Origin of the sequence: Intrasporangium chromatireducens Q5-1, assembly GCF_000576575.1 — a bacterium.
Lineage (GTDB): Bacteria > Actinomycetota > Actinomycetes > Actinomycetales > Dermatophilaceae > Intrasporangium_A > Intrasporangium_A chromatireducens.
On record NZ_AWQS01000006.1, the window covers coordinates 41064 to 57413 of the forward strand.

The 16350-nt window shown below is 72.0% G+C and carries 17 protein-coding genes and 1 pseudogene; 13 read left to right on the forward strand and 5 right to left on the reverse strand.

The genetic code is table 11. From position 1 onward, the window contains the following. Positions 1 to 8: 8 nt before the first annotated feature. Together mshB and N864_RS01680 are read left to right on the forward strand one after the other, a co-directional pair. The gene (mshB, locus tag N864_RS01675) at positions 9 to 881 is read left to right on the forward strand and encodes an N-acetyl-1-D-myo-inositol-2-amino-2-deoxy-alpha-D-glucopyranoside deacetylase (RefSeq protein WP_034712658.1); all 873 of its coding nucleotides are present in this window, start codon (positions 9 to 11) and stop codon (positions 879 to 881) included. A gap of 162 nt (positions 882 to 1043) precedes the next feature. Then, positions 1044 to 2747, forward strand: a complete 1704-nt coding sequence (locus tag N864_RS01680; RefSeq protein WP_034712660.1) for a VanW family protein — start codon at positions 1044 to 1046, stop codon at positions 2745 to 2747. 69 nt (positions 2748 to 2816) lie between these two features. On the opposite strand, the gene N864_RS01685 is transcribed toward N864_RS01680, so the two are convergent. Then, positions 2817 to 3866, reverse strand: coding sequence for a GNAT family N-acetyltransferase (locus N864_RS01685; protein ID WP_240474164.1), 1050 nt, complete (start codon positions 3864 to 3866; stop codon positions 2817 to 2819). A gap of 53 nt (positions 3867 to 3919) precedes the next feature. On the opposite strand from N864_RS01685, the gene fdxA reads away from it, so the two are divergent. The 3 genes from fdxA (at position 3920) to N864_RS01700 (ending at position 6782) form a co-directional block, all read left to right on the forward strand. Further along, a complete protein-coding gene (gene fdxA / locus N864_RS01690) occupies positions 3920 to 4246 on the forward strand; it encodes a ferredoxin (RefSeq protein ID WP_034712667.1) in 327 nt (108 codons plus the stop codon). Positions 4247 to 4253: 7 nt separating this feature from the next. After that, positions 4254 to 5363 (forward strand): succinyldiaminopimelate transaminase, encoded by a 1110-nt coding sequence (gene dapC / locus N864_RS01695; protein ID WP_034712669.1) that lies wholly within the window; start codon positions 4254 to 4256, stop codon positions 5361 to 5363. A gap of 138 nt (positions 5364 to 5501) precedes the next feature. Further along, positions 5502 to 6782 (forward strand): citrate synthase, encoded by a 1281-nt coding sequence (locus tag N864_RS01700; protein ID WP_034712672.1) that lies wholly within the window; start codon positions 5502 to 5504, stop codon positions 6780 to 6782. Between the two features lie 168 nt (positions 6783 to 6950). Here N864_RS01700 and N864_RS01705 read toward each other — a convergent pair whose 3' ends face one another. Next, complete coding sequence (locus N864_RS01705) at positions 6951 to 7829, reverse strand: hypothetical protein (RefSeq protein ID WP_240474165.1); 879 nt, start codon at positions 7827 to 7829, stop codon at positions 6951 to 6953. 33 nt (positions 7830 to 7862) lie between these two features. Continuing rightward, the gene (dapD, locus tag N864_RS01710) at positions 7863 to 8789 is read right to left on the reverse strand and encodes a 2,3,4,5-tetrahydropyridine-2,6-dicarboxylate N-succinyltransferase (protein ID WP_034712675.1); all 927 of its coding nucleotides are present in this window, start codon (positions 8787 to 8789) and stop codon (positions 7863 to 7865) included. 78 nt (positions 8790 to 8867) lie between these two features. Between dapD and dapE the strand changes: the two genes are divergently transcribed. From dapE to N864_RS01730, 4 genes are read left to right on the forward strand one after another with little or no spacing between them, the layout of a single operon-like run. Next, the gene (gene dapE, locus N864_RS01715; RefSeq protein ID WP_034712677.1) at positions 8868 to 9974 is read left to right on the forward strand and encodes a succinyl-diaminopimelate desuccinylase; all 1107 of its coding nucleotides are present in this window, start codon (positions 8868 to 8870) and stop codon (positions 9972 to 9974) included. A gap of 55 nt (positions 9975 to 10029) precedes the next feature. After that, positions 10030 to 10812 (forward strand): LOG family protein, encoded by a 783-nt coding sequence (locus N864_RS01720; protein ID WP_155892771.1) that lies wholly within the window; start codon positions 10030 to 10032, stop codon positions 10810 to 10812. Further along, the gene (locus N864_RS01725) at positions 10809 to 11126 is read left to right on the forward strand and encodes a DivIVA domain-containing protein (RefSeq protein ID WP_081793272.1); all 318 of its coding nucleotides are present in this window, start codon (positions 10809 to 10811) and stop codon (positions 11124 to 11126) included. Before N864_RS01720 ends, N864_RS01725 begins: the two co-directional genes overlap by 4 nt. Then, positions 11123 to 12334 carry an integral membrane protein gene (locus N864_RS01730; protein ID WP_034712680.1) on the forward strand — a complete coding sequence of 404 codons (1212 nt, stop codon included), beginning with the start codon at positions 11123 to 11125 and terminating at the stop codon, positions 12332 to 12334. The genes N864_RS01725 and N864_RS01730 overlap by 4 nt, the downstream gene beginning before the upstream one ends. 49 nt (positions 12335 to 12383) lie before the next feature. Here the strand turns inward: N864_RS01730 and N864_RS01735 are convergent, their stop codons facing one another. Further along, complete coding sequence (locus tag N864_RS01735; RefSeq protein WP_034712689.1) at positions 12384 to 13187, reverse strand: enoyl-CoA hydratase/isomerase family protein; 804 nt, start codon at positions 13185 to 13187, stop codon at positions 12384 to 12386. A 141-nt stretch (positions 13188 to 13328) separates the two neighbouring features. Here N864_RS01735 and N864_RS23960 point away from each other — a divergent pair, with 141 nt between their 5' ends. Continuing rightward, positions 13329 to 13502 carry a DUF3117 domain-containing protein gene (locus N864_RS23960; RefSeq protein ID WP_076262632.1) on the forward strand — a complete coding sequence of 58 codons (174 nt, stop codon included), beginning with the start codon at positions 13329 to 13331 and terminating at the stop codon, positions 13500 to 13502. A gap of 60 nt (positions 13503 to 13562) precedes the next feature. Here the strand turns inward: N864_RS23960 and N864_RS01740 are convergent, their stop codons facing one another. After that, entirely contained in the window at positions 13563 to 14186 is a 624-nt protein-coding gene (locus tag N864_RS01740) for an O-methyltransferase (RefSeq protein ID WP_034712690.1), read from the reverse strand. A gap of 179 nt (positions 14187 to 14365) precedes the next feature. On the opposite strand from N864_RS01740, the gene sigE reads away from it, so the two are divergent. From sigE to N864_RS01755, 3 genes and pseudogenes are all read left to right on the forward strand, one after another. Continuing rightward, positions 14366 to 14998 (forward strand): RNA polymerase sigma factor SigE, encoded by a 633-nt coding sequence (sigE, locus tag N864_RS01745; RefSeq protein WP_034712692.1) that lies wholly within the window; start codon positions 14366 to 14368, stop codon positions 14996 to 14998. Continuing rightward, on the forward strand, positions 14995 to 15756 hold the full coding sequence (locus N864_RS01750; protein ID WP_034712694.1) for an anti-sigma factor family protein: 762 nt from the start codon (positions 14995 to 14997) through the stop codon (positions 15754 to 15756). The genes sigE and N864_RS01750 overlap by 4 nt, the downstream gene beginning before the upstream one ends. Further along, positions 15753 to 16350: pseudogene (locus tag N864_RS01755) on the forward strand (hypothetical protein); the annotation flags it as partial. The gene N864_RS01750 and the pseudogene N864_RS01755, both read left to right, overlap by 4 nt.

The following is a 16350-nucleotide window of genomic DNA, read 5'->3' on the forward strand; positions in this document are numbered from 1 at the left end:
GGAGCCCCATGTCGCGTCGCCTCCTGTTCGTCCACGCGCACCCGGATGACGAGACGCTCACCTGCGGCGTGACGATGGCCCACCATGTCGCCGCCGGCGACGAGGTGCACGTGCTGACGTGCACGCTCGGTGAGGAGGGCGAGGTGATCCCCGCGGAGCTGCGTCACCTCGAGGGCCATCCCGGCGACGACCTCGCCCGTCACCGTCTCGGCGAGCTCACCGAGGCGATGTCCCGTGTCGGAGCCCACCTCCACGTTCTCGGCTCCGATCCCGGCGCGGGCCGGCTCTCGCGCTACCGCGACTCGGGCATGGCCGGCTCGGAGGCGGCCGCCCGTCCCGAGGCGTTCGTCAACGCCGACCTCGACGAGGCGGGCGGGCTGGTCGCCGAGGTCATCCGCGCCGTTCGCCCGGACGTCCTCGTCACCTACGACGCCGAGGGCGGGTATCGGCACCCCGACCACATCCAGACGCACCGGGTGACCCGGGCGGCCCTCGACCAGCTCGACGACGCCGAGCTGCCGGACCGGGTCTTCCAGATCCTCGTGGCACAGTCGTGGGCCGAGGAGGACCGCGCGCTCCTGCCCGAGCTCGGCGCAGGGGCATACGGACTCGTCCTGCCCGCGCCCACCGACCCGTTCCCGCCCTCGGTCGTGCCCGACACGCGGGTCACGCACGTCGTCGTCGACGCGGCGGCCCGAGCCGTCAAGAACGCGGCGCTGCGGGCGCACCGCACCCAGGTCACGGTCTTCAGCGAGGACGTGCACGCCCTGTCGAACCACATTGCGGCGCACACCAGCGTGCGGGAGGGCTTCGGCCGGGTCGACCCGCGCACGTGGAGCGCGATCGGCGTGGGGGAGCGGCACGACTCCCTCTTCTCCTGAGCCGCGCCGGAGCCACCCCCGGGCCGCCCGACCCCCGGGCCGTGTGGAGCCTGATCCAACGACAACGATTCGGGGACGACACGGCCCGGCACGGCGCGGCCACCCGGGGACGAGCGGGACGCCGGGCTATCGTCCGGGCAAGACCGTTCGTCCGGAGGAACCATGGCCCACAGCGACCGTCGCAGCACCATTCTGCGGCTCGCCGTCTCCCTGCTCGTCCTCGGTGGGGCCTATGTCGCCCTGTGCGTGTGGACGTCCGGGCACGTTCCGGCGAGCGCGACCGTCGGTGGGATCCGGATCGGCGGCATGGCGCCCGATGACGCCGTCGCCACCGTCGACAAGCAGAGTCGTGCCGTGCTGGCCACCCCGATCGTGCTCACCGTCCCCGGCGCGGACAAGCCGCTCGAGGTCGACCCGCAGGAGGCCGGCTTCTCCGTCGACACGCAGCGCAGCCTCGATGGCCTCACCGGCTTCACCCTCGACCCGCGGACCGTCTGGCACAAGCTGACCGGCTCGGTCGAGCTGCCGCTCCTGACGGGTGCCGACGACGACCGCCTGACCGCCTACCTGCAGCGGGTGGCACCCTCCGTGCAGTCGCCGGCCGTCGAGGGCGGCATCGCCTTCGAGGACGGTGAGGTCGCCGTGACCCTGCCGCGGCCGGGGCGCACCCTCGACCTGGCCGGCACGAAGCTGGCCCTGCGGCGCGCGTTCCCCGACACGACGACCGCCACGGCCGCGGTGAAGGACCTCGAGCCGGCCATCGGCGCCGACCAGATCCGCGCCGTCGCCGACGGCTTCGCCCGCACCGCCGTGTCGGCGCCGATCGTCCTCGTCGCCGACGGCAAGTCGACGCCACTGCAGCCCGAGCAGTTCGCCCCGGCCATCTCCTTCGTCGCGGACGGTGCCGGCAGCCTCCGGCCGAAGATCGACGAGGCCAAGCTGGCCGCCGTCATCGCCGACACCGTGAAGGTCAAGACCACGAAGGCCAAGGACGCGACGTGGGCCTTCGAGCCGGGCAACGGGCGGCCCAAGATCGTGCCCTCCGTCGACGGCACCGCCGTCGACCAGGAGGCCGTGACCAAGGACGTCATCGCGGCGATGACCTCCGAGGCGCGCACGGTCACGATCAAGGCGACCGTGACCAAGCCGTCCTTCACGACGGCCGACGCCGACGCGGCCGGAGTCAAGGAGCTCGTCGTCGACTTCACCTCGCCCTTCCCGCCCGAGGACACGACACGGACGCACAACCTCGTCGTCGCGACCCGCACCATCAACGGCACCTATGTCCCGCCCGGAGGCACCTTCTCGCTCAACGGAATCCTCGGCGAGCGGACGACCGACAAGGGCTACGCCGACGGCACGGTCATCATCAACGGGCGGCTGACCCGCGGCACCGGCGGCGGCATCTCCCAGGTGTCGACGACGATCTACAACATGGCCTACTTCGCCGGCGCCGACATCGTCGAGGCCACGCCCCACGCCTTCTTCATCCCCCGCTATCCCGAGGGTCGCGAGGCCACGGTGTTCTGGCCCACCGTCGACAACAAGTGGAAGAACGACACCCCGCACGGCATGCTGCTGCAGACCTGGGTGGAGGGCGGCAAGGTGCACGGTCGGGTCTGGTCGACGAAGACGTGGGACGTCAAGTCGGTCAAAGGACCGCGGCGCAACGTGGTGCAGCCCAAGACGATCCGCGACGACTCACTCACGTGTTACCCGCAGCAGCCTAACCCGGGATTCGACGTGACGGTCACGCGGCAGTGGTTCAAGCCCGGCTCGTCGACCCTCGTCAAGAGCGAGGACGTGCACACCCACTACATCCCCGAGCACAAGATCATCTGCACCAACCCGAAGGCCAAGCCCTGAGCGGCCGCTGCGAGCGATGGCCGGGGCCCGAGCTCGACCCACGGCCGCCCCAGCCCAGACCCGGACGGCTCAGGCGTCGGCCGGGGCGAGGTACGTGTAGTCGTGGTGCCGGGTGAAGCCGAGCTGCTCCCAGAAGGCCACTGCTCCCGTGTTGTCGCCTGACACCTGCAGGTAGACCGAGGGCATGTTGTTGTCCCGCGCCGCCATCGCGATCGCCGACACGAGAGCCGTCGCGATCCCGCGGCGCCGGTGCTCGGGGTGGACCCAGAGACCGAAGATCCCCGCCCACCCGGGGTGGATCGCCATCCGGGCGATGCCGACGATCCGGCCGGACGCCTCGTCGCGCACCGACATGAACAGCTGGCCCCTGCTGCCGGTCAGCACGCCCTCCGTGACGCCGGGGACGACCGTGCGGGACTCGCCATAGGCCATCAGCCACTCGGGCTGGAGCCGGGCGTCGCCGGTGACCGGCGGGGACTGCTCCGTCAGCGGCGGCAGCCCCGCGAGCGGTGCGGTCATGACGTGCACGCGTTCGCCGGCCGCGTGGCCGACCCCTGCGGTGTAGCCGCGGCCGAGCAAATGAGCACCGACCTCGTCATCGGCCGGGTCGAAGTCGACCGGACCGGCCACCTGGAACATCGGCTTCTGGTCCCGCTGGCGATACCACTTCTCGACGAAGTCGACGGCCCGGTCGAGGGGGAGCGTCGGATCGCCCACTGGCAGAGCGGAGTTCGCCCGACCGGTGAAGCCGGGCGCGGATCGCAGCAGCCACGCGCCGAGGGCACTCTGCTCCACGGCGACCCAGCCCTTGGCCATCAGCAGCTCGAGGTCGGCGACGCCCACCCGCTGATGGGCCGGTCCCGGTCGGCTCGGTGGCGGGGGGACGTCCTTTGCGGCGACGACGTCCCGGCGCGGGATCGTCACCTGGCCGAACGCGCTGTCGACGACGAGGCTCTGCTCGTCGCGCGACCGGAGCATGCCCAGCACGTCGGTCGCGCTTGCCTCGGACCCCTGGGGAAGCCGGTAGCGCACGACCACCCGTTCGCCGACCGTCAACCGCCCGGACAGGTCTGCGGCACGTCGTGCATCCGATGGGTCCGTCGCGGCTGGGCCAGTCATGTCCGGCATACTAGGGCTGCTGCAGACCACCCCGCCCAGGAGGACTCCTTCCCATGACTTACGTCATCGCCCAGCCTTGCGTCGACCTCAAGGACAAGGCGTGCATCGAGGAGTGTCCGGTCGACTGCATCTACGAGGGCAGGCGCTCGCTCTACATCCACCCAGACGAGTGCGTCGACTGCGGCGCGTGCGAGCCCGTCTGCCCGGTGGAGGCGATCTACTACGAGGACGACGTGCCGGAGGAGTGGAGCGACTACTACACCGCCAACGTCGAGTTCTTCAACGACCTCGGCAGCCCCGGTGGTGCGGCGAAGCTCGGCATGATCGACAAGGACCACCCGATCGTCGAGGCCCTGCCGCCCCAGCCGCACGACGAGTGACGGCCGAGTGACCGTCCTCGACCTGCCCGACTTCCCCTGGGACTCGCTCGCGCCCTACAAGGCGCGAGCGAGCGCGCATCCGGACGGCATCGTCGACCTGTCCGTCGGCACGCCCGTCGACCCCACTCCCGAGATCGTCCAGCGCGCCCTCGCCGCTGCCGCGAACGCCCCCGGCTACCCCCAGACGATCGGCACCCCGGAGCTGCGCACCGCCCTCACCGAGTGGTTCGCGCGGCGTCGTGGGGTCACGATCGCTGCGGACGCGGTGCTGCCGACCATCGGCAGCAAGGAGCTCGTCGCGTGGCTGCCTACCCTGCTCGGCCTCGGCCCGGGAGACATCGTCGGGATCCCGGCCATCGCCTATCCCACCTACGACGTCGGTGCCCGCATCGCCGGCGCAGACTCCGTCGTCGTGCAGAGCCTCACGAGCCTCGGCCCGCTGACGGCCGCCACGACCCCGAAGCTGCTCTGGGTCAACAGTCCCGGCAACCCCACCGGCCAGGTCCTCGGCGTCGAGCACCTGCGCAAAGTCGTCGACTGGGCCCGGGCCCATGGCGTCGTCGTCGCCAGCGACGAGTGCTACGCGGAGCTCGACTGGCGGCCCGGCCGGGTGGGCCGGGCGACACCGAGCATCCTGCACCCGGACGTGTGCGGCGAGACCCACGACGGCCTGCTCGCGCTGTACTCGCTGTCCAAGCAGTCCAACCTCGCCGGCTACCGCGCCGCCTTCGTCGGCGGTGACCCGGCCCTCGTCCAGCGGATCCTCGAGGTGCGCAAGCACGCCGGCATGATGATGCCGACCCCGGTGCAGCACGCGACCGCGGTGGCGCTGCGGGACGACGCGCACGTGGTGGCCCAGCGAGGGACCTACGCACGCCGCCGCGAGCGGCTCGTCACGGCCGTCGAGCGCGCCGGTCTGCGGATCGAGTACTCGGAGGCAGGTCTCTACCTGTGGGCGACCCGCGGCGAGGACTGCTGGCGGACCGTTGCGGACCTCGCCGACCTGGGCATCCTCGTCGCGCCCGGGTCGTTCTACGGACCGCTCGGCGAGCGGCACGTGCGGATCGGTCTCACCGCGACCGACGAGCGGATCGACGCCGCGTGCGCCCGGCTCTGACACCACCTGCCACATCGGTATCCCCGAGGTGGCCTGTTTTCCACGAGCGGACCCCGCTGGGGTAACGTCGCGGACGAACCAGACTCCGGCCCTCCCAGGGGTCGGCCCCGAGGAGGCGATGGAACAGTGACGCAAGCAGTGGACGGGACCCTCAAGGTAGGAGACAAGCAGGTCGACTTCGCAGGTGTCGACGCGGTCGAGGGCAACGACGGGCTCAACATCTCGTCCCTGCTCAAGCAGACCGGCCTCGTGACCTACGACGTGGGCTTCGTCAACACGGCGGCCTGCAAGAGCGACATCACCTTCATCGACGGTGACCAGGGCATCCTGCGCTACCGCGGCTACCCGATCGACCAGCTCGCGCAGCAGTCGACCTTCGTCGAGGTCGCGTACCTGCTCATCTACGGCAAGCTGCCCTCGTCCGACGAGCTGAAGCGGTTCGACGACCTCATCCGTCGGCACACGATGCTCCACGAGGACCTTCGCGCCTTCTTCAACGGCTTTCCCCGGGACGCCCACCCGATGCCCGTCCTCTCCTCGGCGGTCTCGGCCCTCGGCACCTTCTACCAGGACAGCCTCGACCCGTTCGACCAGGACCAGGTCGAGATCTCCACGGTGCGGCTCCTCGCCAAGCTGCCGACCATCGCGGCCTACGCGCACAAGAAGAGCGTCGGGCAGCCGTTCATGTACCCCGACAACTCGCTCGGCCTCGTCGAGAACTTCCTGCGCATGACGTTCGGCATGCCGGCCGAGCCCTACGAGCTCGACCCGGTCGTCGTCAAGGCCCTCGACCAGCTGTTCATCCTCCACGCCGACCACGAGCAGAACTGCTCCACGTCGACCGTCCGCCTCGTCGGCTCGGCCCACGCGAACATGTTCAACTCGATCTCCGCCGGCATCCACGCCCTGTCCGGCCCGCTGCACGGCGGGGCGAACCAGGCCGTCCTGGAGATGCTCGGCCAGCTGCACCAGTCGGGCGAGGACCCGAAGAAGTTCATGGAGCGGGTCAAGAACAAGGAGGCGGGCGTCCGCCTCATGGGCTTCGGGCACCGCGTCTACAAGAACTACGACCCCCGCGCCGCGCTCGTCAAGAAGTCGGCGGACGAGGTGCTCGAGAAGCTCGGCGCCAACGACCCGCTGCTCGACATCGCGAAGCAGCTCGAGGAGGTCGCCCTCGCAGACGACTACTTCGTCGAGCGCCGGCTCTACCCCAACGTCGACTTCTACACCGGCCTGATCTACAAGGCGATGGGCTTCGAGTCGAAGATGTTCACCGTCCTGTTCGCGATCGGCCGCCTGCCCGGCTGGATCGCCCAGTGGCGCGAGATGATGACCGACTCCGAGACGAAGATCGGCCGTCCGCGCCAGATCTACACCGGCGAGGCGGAGCGGGACTACGTGCCGCTCGACAACCGCTGAGACCGTCGCACGTCAACGGCCCGCCCCGCCCGGGGCGGGCCTTTCGCGTTCCCGGCCCTCCGTCGCGCGCCACGCGCGGTCCGCGGGGCCTCACGAGCGCGAGGTGAGCGGCATACCGTATGCCGCTGAGCGGGCGCCCGCTGTCGGCGCCCTCCCAGCCCGCGCCCCTCAGGACAGGGAGATCCGCACGGTCGTCGTTGCCGTGCCGGCCGACCAGCGGTCACCGTCGGCGCGGTTCCACGTCCGGTCGCCGACCGAGACCCGGTTGATCCCGTAGCCCTCGGCGTTCGCGACCGCCCACTGGGCGACCGCCCAGGCCCGGCGGCCGCCCTGCGCCGTGACGGTCAGCGAGGTGCCGGACCCCGAGGCCCGGACACCGGCCTGCTGCTGGAGGGCCGCGGCGACGTCACGGGCCGGGGCGTGGGAGGTGGCCGGGTCGAGCCGACAGGTCAGCCCCGCCGGTGACCAGCCGCTCAGTGTCGAGGCGAGGACCCGGCCCTGGCCCTCGTGGTCACGGTAGGCCTCGGGGTAGGCGCTGCGCTGCACCCGCTGGGCGATCTTCGTGATGTCGGCGGTCTCGTAGCCCTTGAACTTGACGAGCTCGTCGTAGAACTTGTTCGTCGCATAGACCGGGTCGAGGATCTGCTCCGCCGTGCCCCAGCCCTGGCTCGGGCGCTGCTGGAAGAGGCCCAGCGAGTCACGGTCGCCGAAGCGGATGTTGCGGATCTTCGACTCCTGGTAGGCGGTCGTGAGCGCGATCGTGGCGGCCCGGGCCGGCAGGTCGCGCTTGAGGGCGATGGCGGAGATGAGGGCCGCGTTCGCGGTCTGCTCCGGGTCGAAGGTCTCGGTCATCCCGGCCGCCCTGATGGTGCAGACCGGCTGCTGGCTGCCCTTGACCGCTGACACGGCGAACCACGCGGCGCCGGCCACGAGGGCGAGGACCACGAGCAGGGCGACAGGGCCGCGCCGCCGGCGTCGCGCCGGACGGGCAGTCGGTCGGGGCCGGCGGGACTCGGCGAGAGCCGGGCCGGAGCGGTCGCGGGGCATCGGTTCCCTTCTGCGGGAGCCGGGTCGTCCGGCTCAGTTGGCGTGCAGTGCCTCGTTGAGGGTGATCCCGGTGCCCGCCCGGTCGCGAGCCTCGACGACGCCGGTCTCGCTGTTGCGGATCAACAGCAGGTTGCTCGACCCGGACAGCTCGCGCGCCTTGACGACGGACCCGTCGGGCAGGGTCACCTTGGTGCTCGCGGTGACGTAGAGGCCCGCCTCGACGACGCAGTCGTCACCGAGGGAGATCCCGACACCACCGTTGGCTCCGACCAGGCAACGCCGGCCGAGGCTGATCCGTTCCGTTCCCCCACCGGAGAGGGTGCCCATGATGGAGGCACCGCCGCCGATGTCGGACCCGTCGCCGACGACGACCCCCTGGCTGATCCGGCCCTCGACCATGGAGCTGCCGAGCGTGCCGGCGTTGAAGTTGCAGAAGCCCTCGTGCATGACGGTCGTGCCGGGGGAGAGGTGCGCCCCGAGGCGCACCCGGTCGGCGTCCGCGATCCGGACCCCGGGCGGCACGACGTAGTCGGTCATCCGCGGGAACTTGTCGATCCCGTGGACCTGGACCGGGCCGTCGGCGCGCAGGGCCAGCCGGGTCTGCTCGAAGCCCTCCACCGCACACGGCCCGTGGTTGGTCCAGACGACGTTGGCGAGCGCGCCGAAGAGGCCGTCGAGGTTGATCGTGTTCGGCTGGACGAGGCAGTGCGAGAGCAGGTGCAGCCGCAGGTAGGCGTCGCTCGCGTCGGTCGGGGCCGCGTCGAGGTCGATCTCGACGAGCCGCACCTCCGTGCGGACGCCGCGCCGCTTGTCCTCACCGGCAAGGGCGGTGAGCCCGTCGGGTGCCTCCGCGTCGTCGGGCGCCGCCCCGAGCGCGGGCTGCGGGAACCACGTGTCGAGGACCTGTCCGTCCTGCGTGATCGTCGCCAGTCCGTGTCCCCATGCGGTGCGCTCAGCCATGCGGCAAGGCTATGTGGTGGCCCGCCGCCGCACGAAACGCCGCCCGAGTGGTGGGCCGGCTGCCGCTAGCCTTCCGGTATGCCGCTCACCGACCCGTCGTCCGCGACTGCCCTGCTCGACCTGTCGAGCGACGTGACGTCGCTGACTGCCGCCGTCTGCGACATACCCTCGGTGAGCCGGCAGGAGGGTGCGCTCGCCGACGCCGTCGAGGCGGCGCTCGTGGGGCTCGGCCACCTCGAGGTGACCCGAGACGGCAACACCGTCGTCGCCCGGACCTCCCTCGGCCGGCCCGAGCGGGTCGTGCTCGCCGGCCATCTCGACACCGTGCCGATCAGCGCCTGTCCCGGGGAGGACGAGCCGAACGTGCCGACGCGGCGGCGCGGTGACGAGCTGTGGGGACGGGGCACCGTCGACATGAAGGGTGGCGTCGCCGTCATGCTCCGGGTCGCCGCGCAGGTGACCGAGCCGACCCGCGACCTGACGTTCCTCTTCTACGACTGCGAGGAGATCGAGGCGGAGTTCAACGGCCTGGCCCGGCTGGCCGAGCAGCGTCCCGACCTGCTGGCCGGGGACTTCGCCGTCCTGCTCGAGCCGACCGGGGCGACGATCGAGGGTGGCTGCAAGGGGACGCTCCGGGTCGACGTCGTCACCTCCGGTGTGGCCGCCCACTCCGCGAGGCCGTGGAACGGGCACAACGCGATCCACGACGCCGGAGTCGTGCTGTCTCGGCTGACGGCCTACGAGGCCGAGACGGTCACCGTCGACGGCCTCGACTACCACGAGGCGCTGCAGGCGGTCGGCATCTCCGGCGGCATCGCCGGCAACGTGATCCCCGACCGTTGCGTCGTCACGGTCAACTACCGGTTCGCGCCGGACAAGTCGGTCGAGGAGGCCTTCGCCCACGTGCGGCACGTCTTCGACGGGCTCGAGTGCGTGCTCGGTGACGCGGCGCCGGGGGCCCGCCCCGGGCTGCAGGTGCCCGCCGCGGAGGCGTTCGTCGCGTCGCTCGGCGTCCCCGTCTCGGCCAAGGAGGGCTGGACCGACGTGGCACGTTTCTCGCGGCTCGGGGTCCCGGCCGTCAACTTCGGGCCCGGCGACCCGAACCTCGCCCACATGGACGACGAGCGCTGCCCGGTCGAGCAGTACGTCCTGGCCGAGCAGGCCCTGCTGCGCTGGCTGTCCTGACCCGACGCCTCGGCTGGGAGCGCCGGTCCCGGTCGACGCGCATAGGGTTGGCCCTGTGACCGAACCTGGACCCGGCGAGAAGCCGGACGAAGAGCCCCTCGTGAGGCGCGACACCGAGCGCCGGTCGGGCCCGGTGACGCTGCGGCGCAAGCGCGTGCCCGAGACGACGACCGACCAGCGGCTGCTCGACCGCAAGCAGCCGACCGACTGGCTGCATGCCGACCCGTGGCGGGTGATGCGGATCCAGTCGGAGTTCGTCGAGGGCTTCGGCACGCTCGCCGAGCTCGGCCCGGCCGTAGGGGTGTTCGGCTCGGCCCGGATCCTGCCCGACGACCCGGCCTACGCCATGGGGGTCGAGGTCGGCCGGCTCGCCGCGGAGGCGGGCTTCGCGGTCATCACGGGCGGCGGTCCCGGCGCCATGGAGGCGGCGAACAAGGGCGCCTTCGAGGCGGGTGGCACCTCGGTGGGGCTCGGGATCGAGCTGCCCTTCGAGACGGGCCTGAACCCCTACGTCGACCTCGGCATCAACTTCCGCTACTTCTTCGCCCGCAAGACGATGTTCGTCAAGTACTCCCGGGGGTTCATCGTGCTGCCGGGCGGCTACGGCACCCTGGACGAGCTCTTCGAGGCGCTCACCCTCGCCCAGACCCGGAAGGTGACCGAGTTCCCCATCGTGCTGATGGGGACCCGCTACTGGCAGGGCCTGCTCGACTGGCTGGGCGACGGGCCGCAGGCCAAGGGCATGATCGGGCCCGGTGACATCGAGCGCCTCACCCTCACCGACGACCCGGCCGAGGCCGTCAAGATCATCCAGACCTACGAGGAGCCGGGCGCGTGAAGTGGTTCATCCTCCTGGTCGGCATCGTCGTCCTGTGCGGGGTGGTCGCCCTGCTTCTCGGCTACGTGGGCGGCGGAATGGGGCGCACCACCACGACGCTCAGCCACGAGCCGCTCCCCGAGGACGAGCTGAGTGACGCGGACGTGGAGCAGCTCCGGTTCGACGTCGGGCTGCGTGGCTACCGGATGAGCGAGGTTGACGCCGTCATCGGCAGGCTGAGGCGCGCGCTGAAGGAGAAGGACGAGCAGATCGCAGTGCTGCGCGGCGAGCCGTCGGGACCGGTCGAGCGGCGCGAGACCCCCTCGGCCGGATGACCACCCGCACGACCCGCTCGCGGCTGAGCTTCGGCGTCGTCGTCCTCGCGCTCTACGCCGGCTGCCGGGCCATCACGACGGTGGTGCTCCTCGCCGTCCTGCCGCGGCAGGTTCCGAGCAGCATGACGGGCGGCGCTGACGTGCCGGTCACCTACTGGCGGTTCACCGCGCTGTGGGACGGGGAGTGGTACCAGCGGATCGCGCTGCACGGCTATCCCGACACGTTGCCCCTCGGTGCCGACGGTCACGTCCAGCAGAACCCGTGGGCCTTCTATCCCCTCTTCCCCTTCGCGTCCCGGGCCCTGATGCGGATCACCGGGCTCGACTTCCCGACCGCGGGGTCGACGATCGCACTGCTCTGCGGGTTCGGGGCGGCCGTGCTCATGGGCCTGCTGCTGAGGGAACGGATCGGCGACCGGGCTGCGCTCGTCGTCGTCGTGCTGTGGGCCAGCTTCCCCGCCTCGGTGACCCTCCAGCTCGCCTACACCGAGTCCCTCGCGATGCTGCTCCTCGTCGGCTACCTCTACGCCCTGGACCGGCGTCGCTGGCTCGTGGCGACCGGCGTTGCCCTGCTCGTCGGCCTGTCGCGACCCATCGCCGTGCCCCTCGGTCTCGTGACCCTCGTCGTGGTCGTCGTGCGGTGGCGCGGTCGGGACCGCCGCCCCATCGGGGCGCGCGAGTACGCAGCGATGGCGGCGGCCCTGGTCGGGTGTGCCGTCGCGGGCTTCCTCTGGCCGGCGATCGCCTGGTGGCGCACGGGCAGCCGCAGCGCCTACCCCGACACGATGGCGGCCTGGCGCGGACCGGGCGAGCTCGAGCCGTTCACGCCCTGGTGGGGGACCGCCACGTGGTGGCTGGGGGACGGCTGGGGGCCCGTCGTGCTCCTCGCCGTGCCGGTCGTCATCATCGCCATGGTGGCCGGCCCGTGGGCAGCCGCGCTGCGGGCGGACCTGCGGGCGTGGTCGCTCGCCTACCCGCTCTACCTGGCGGCGGTGCTCGACCCGTTCACGAGCATCGTGCGCTACCTCATCCCGCTGTTCCCGCTCCTCGTGCCGCTCACCGGAGCCGGGTGGTCGGACCGGCGCGGCACGACGTGGCGGCGGCTTCTCGTGCGCGCGGTGCCGCTCCTCGTCCTGTTCGTGGTCGGCCAGTACTGGTGGACCGACACGCTCTGGCGGTTCGTCCCGCCGACCGACTACCCGCCGTGACCCGGGACGGCGCCCGGTCAGCGGCCGGTCAGCGCCGGTCAGCGGCCGGTCAGCGGCCGGTGAAGGTCGGCTTCTCCTTGGCCAGGAAGGCGTCGACCGCAGCCCGGTGGTCGGCCGTGGCGCCGGTCCGGTTCATCAGCTCGCCCTCGTGGGCGAGGGCGGCGCTGAGGTCGTGGGTGGAGCTGTAGGCCAGGGCTCGCCGGATCGAGCCGTAGGCCAGAGTGGGGCCCTGGGCGAGCATCGTCGCGAGCTCGCGCACGGTGTCCTCGAACGCCTCCACGGGCACCACCTTCGTCAGCAGCCCGAGCTCGAGCGCCTCCGCCGCGGGAACCGAGCGGGGGAAGAAGAGCAGCTCCTTCGCCTTGGCTGCCCCGACGAGCCGCGGCAGGTGCCACGAGGCGCCGGAGTCGCACGAGAGCGCGATGCCGGCGAACGACGTGTTGAGCGAGGCGGTGTCGACGGCGATGCGGAAGTCGCAGGCGAGCGCGAAGCTGAGGCCGGCACCCGCGGCCACTCCGTTGAGTGCCGCGATGACCGGCTTGTCCATGCCGGCGAGGGCCTCGACGATCGGGTTGTAGTGCTCGGCGACGGTGCTGGCGAGCCCGGCGTCGCCGGCCTGGAGGTTCGCGACGTGCTCCTTGAGGTCCTGCCCGACGCAGAAGGCGCGCCCGGTCCCGGTGAGGACGACACACCGCACCGCCGGGTCCGCGCCGACCTGCTCCAGGGTGTCGCGCAGGGCCTCCTTGAGGGACCGGTCGAGGCTGTTCATCGCCTCCGGGCGGCTCAGTCGCACCCAGGCGACCCCGTCGGTGGTCTCGAGCTGGAGCGGGGCGTCGTGCACGGTCTCGGTCATGGCGCAACTCTGGCCCATCGCCGCCGTGGTGGGAAGCGGAGGCGCCCGCGGCGTGGCCCACACCACACCGGGATTAGGCCTCGTCGGTGCCGTCCGGAATAATGGTGCTCAGCACCCACGCATGTCTAGGGAAGGGGAGTCATGGCAGCAATGAAGCCGAGGACCGGAGACGGACCGCTGGAGGTCGTCAAGGAGGGCCGCGGCATCGTGCTGCGCATGCCGCTGGAGGGCGGCGGTCGTCTCGTCGTCGAGATGACTCCGGACGAGGCAGCAGCCCTGCGCGACGCGATCCAGGGGTGCGACGGCGTCAGCTGACGCCCGTGCTCCTCGAGGCCCTTGGTCCGCCCGGACCGGGGGCCTTCGTCGTCTCCGGGATCAGCGCTTCACGGCGATGAGCAGGCCCGAGCTGACCGGCAGGAGGGCGACGGTGAAGTGCTCCTGGTCGCGCAGGTGCCGGCCGACCTCTCGCAGGGTCGTCGTCTCGGCGTCCCGGGCGGCCGGGTCGGCCTCCTTGTCCGTCCACGACAGGACGAGGGTGCCACCCCGCCGGAGCAGGCGGCTGGCCTGCTCGACGTAGGACGGGTAGTCGGAGCGGTCCGCGTCGACGACGAGCAGGTCGTAGGCGCCGTCGGTCATCCGGGGCAGGACTTCCGAGGCGCGCCCGGTGATGACCCGCGTCCGCTGGTGGGCGATGCCGGCGGCGCTGAAGGCGTCGCGGGCCGCCCGCTGGTGCTCTGGCTCGATGTCGATGGTCGTGAGGACGCCGTCTGGGGCCATCCCGCCGAGCAGCCACAGACCCGACGCGCCGGCCCCCGTGCCGATCTCCATGACGGCCTTCGCGCCGATGGCGGCGGCGAGCGCCTGGAGCGTCGCTCCGGCCCCGTTGTCGATCGAGTTGACCCCGAGCTCCTCGGCCCGCCGTCGCGCTGCCTCCACGTGCTCGGTCGGAGCGATGAACTCCTCGGCGTGGGCCCACGCGGCCAGCTTCTGTGAACTCATGGCGCAACCCTACTGTGACGAGACCGTGACCTTCGGCGAGGACCTAGACTGGGCGGTGCACAGGTGGTCCTCAGGCTCGCCACAGGGGCGGGCTGGCCGTCGGGGGGACGATGAGGGAACGAAACGACCAGGACAGGCGTTCTGGCCTGTGACGGTCCCTCCGAGAGGTGAATGAACGCGTGACGACCACGACCGACCGAGGCGCACACGGCGTCGAGTCCGGCGCTGCCTGGACCCCTCCGAGCTGGGAGGAGATCGTCGAGCAGCACTCCGCTCGCGTCTACCGCCTCGCCTACCGCCTGACCGGCAACCCGCACGACGCCGAGGACCTCACGCACGACGTCTTCCTGCGAGTGTTCCGGTCCCTCAACACGTACGAGCCGGGCACCTTCGAGGGCTGGCTGCACCGGATCACGACGAACCTGTTCCTCGACCGCATGCGCCGCAAGCAGCGGATCCGCTTCGACGCGCTCCCGGAGGACGCGGCGGGTCGGCTCGCCAGCTCGGAGAAGGGACCGGAGCAGACCTTCCACGACACTCGCTTCGACGACGACGTCCAGCGCGCCCTCGACGCGCTGTCGCCGGAGTTCCGCGCGGCCGTCGTGCTGTGCGACATCGAGGGCCTGTCCTACGAGGAGATCAGCGCCACCCTCGGCGTCAAGCTCGGCACCGTGCGGTCCCGCATCCACCGCGGCCGCGCCCAGCTGCGTGAGGCCCTCGCGCATCGGGCACCGGACGCCGCCGCCAGGACCAAGACCTCCCGGCCGGGCCTGCGCCTGCCGGGCCGCCGAGTGGCGGCGGGCACGCAGTGACCCCACACCTGCGCGGACATGTCCGCGCCTACGTCGACCGGGCGCTCCCGCTGGCAGTGCTCCGGGTCTTCGACCAGCACCTCGTGGCGTGCGAGGTGTGCCGGGCAGCGGCGGAGCAGGAGCGGCGCATCGTGGCCGCCCTCCGTGCCGACACCGGTGTCCCGCAGTCGCTCCGCTCCGCCCTGATGGGCCTCGCGTCGGGCTCCCCGGACGGTTCGGCCGTGCCCGACGTGCCGTCGGCACCCGCCCGGGTGCGGATGCACCTGCCGTCGAGCCCCTTCCGTGATCCCCAGCCGCTGACCCGCGAGCCGGTGCCGACCGTGGCACCGAACGCGCCCGCCCTGCACCGGTCCCCGGTCCGGGCGGCCGTCGTCGCCTCGCTCGCGGCCACCGCCTCCGTCGCTGCCGCCTGGGGACTCACGGTCGTGCCGCTCCAGGCCGGCCCCCGCACGCCGGCCGCGTCGTCCCGGGTCCCGGCCGAGGCGACCAGCTTCGGGCCCTCGTCATTCAGCCAGGCGGTGTCCGCACGCACACCGGGGTCGCTCGGCTCCTCCCGCGCCACGCCCCTCGCGTCCCGCACGCCCGGTGCCTCCAGGAGCCCACGCCTCGCCCCGTCGAGCGCTGTCGGCAGCGCGAGCCTGTTGAGCGAGCTGGCCGCACCGGCACCCGCGTGGGCCGCGACGACCATGCTCGGCCTTCCCGACGTGCTCGCCCCGGTTCGAATCAGCGTCGTCCGTTCGGCAGAATCTCGTCCATGAGCGACGAGACGAGGACGCCCGACCCCGAGGAGCCGGCGTCCCCGCCGGCCGACCGCACCGAGGCCATCGACGTCACGGCCACCTCGTCCATCCCCGCGGAGGACGCCTCGGCGCGAGACTGGTTCGATGTGCCGGTCCCGGCACACCCGTCCGATGGCCCGGGCATCCCCGCCCGCGCCGACGCCGGCTGGGGCCCGTCCGCGCCGCTGCCCGCCTCGCCCCCGGACCCGACCTGGGCTCCGCCTGCTGAGCACACCCGCAGGTCGACGTGGGGACCGACGGGAGAGCCGACCCAGGCCGTCAGCGCAGAGCCGACCCGGGCCGTCAGCGCGGAGCCGACCCAGGCCGTCACCGGGGAGCCGACCCAGGGGCCGGCCGGAGGCCCGACGGAGCGCAGGAGCGAAGAGCCGGCTCAGGAGCCCGCCGGAGAGCCGACCCAAGGCCTGGGCGGAGAACCGAACCGGCTCGTGCAGCCAGCCACGGCCGAGGGCCACGCACAGGCGGCAGCCGGCTCAGCGGCATACCCCTGGGTCGACCAGACCGTGCCGCTCGGCCCACTGCCGCCACCGCCACCCCCGTCGGCGGCGACGCCGC

Coding starts and splice junctions, on each gene's coding strand:
- N864_RS01730 (WP_034712680.1), top strand. CDS start 11,123: ATGACCACCCGCACGACCCGCTCGCGGCTGAGCTTCGGCGTCGTCGTC.
- N864_RS01735 (WP_034712689.1), bottom strand. CDS start 13,187: ATGACCGAGACCGTGCACGACGCCCCGCTCCAGCTCGAGACCACCGAC.
- N864_RS01685 (WP_240474164.1), bottom strand. CDS start 3,866: ATGACTGGCCCAGCCGCGACGGACCCATCGGATGCACGACGTGCCGCA.
- N864_RS01680 (WP_034712660.1), top strand. CDS start 1,044: ATGGCCCACAGCGACCGTCGCAGCACCATTCTGCGGCTCGCCGTCTCC.
- dapD (WP_034712675.1), bottom strand. CDS start 8,789: ATGGCTGAGCGCACCGCATGGGGACACGGACTGGCGACGATCACGCAG.
- N864_RS01705 (WP_240474165.1), bottom strand. CDS start 7,829: ATGCCCCGCGACCGCTCCGGCCCGGCTCTCGCCGAGTCCCGCCGGCCC.
- N864_RS23960 (WP_076262632.1), top strand. CDS start 13,329: ATGGCAGCAATGAAGCCGAGGACCGGAGACGGACCGCTGGAGGTCGTC.
- mshB (WP_034712658.1), top strand. CDS start 9: ATGTCGCGTCGCCTCCTGTTCGTCCACGCGCACCCGGATGACGAGACG.
- fdxA (WP_034712667.1), top strand. CDS start 3,920: ATGACTTACGTCATCGCCCAGCCTTGCGTCGACCTCAAGGACAAGGCG.
- N864_RS01740 (WP_034712690.1), bottom strand. CDS start 14,186: ATGAGTTCACAGAAGCTGGCCGCGTGGGCCCACGCCGAGGAGTTCATC.
- dapE (WP_034712677.1), top strand. CDS start 8,868: ATGCCGCTCACCGACCCGTCGTCCGCGACTGCCCTGCTCGACCTGTCG.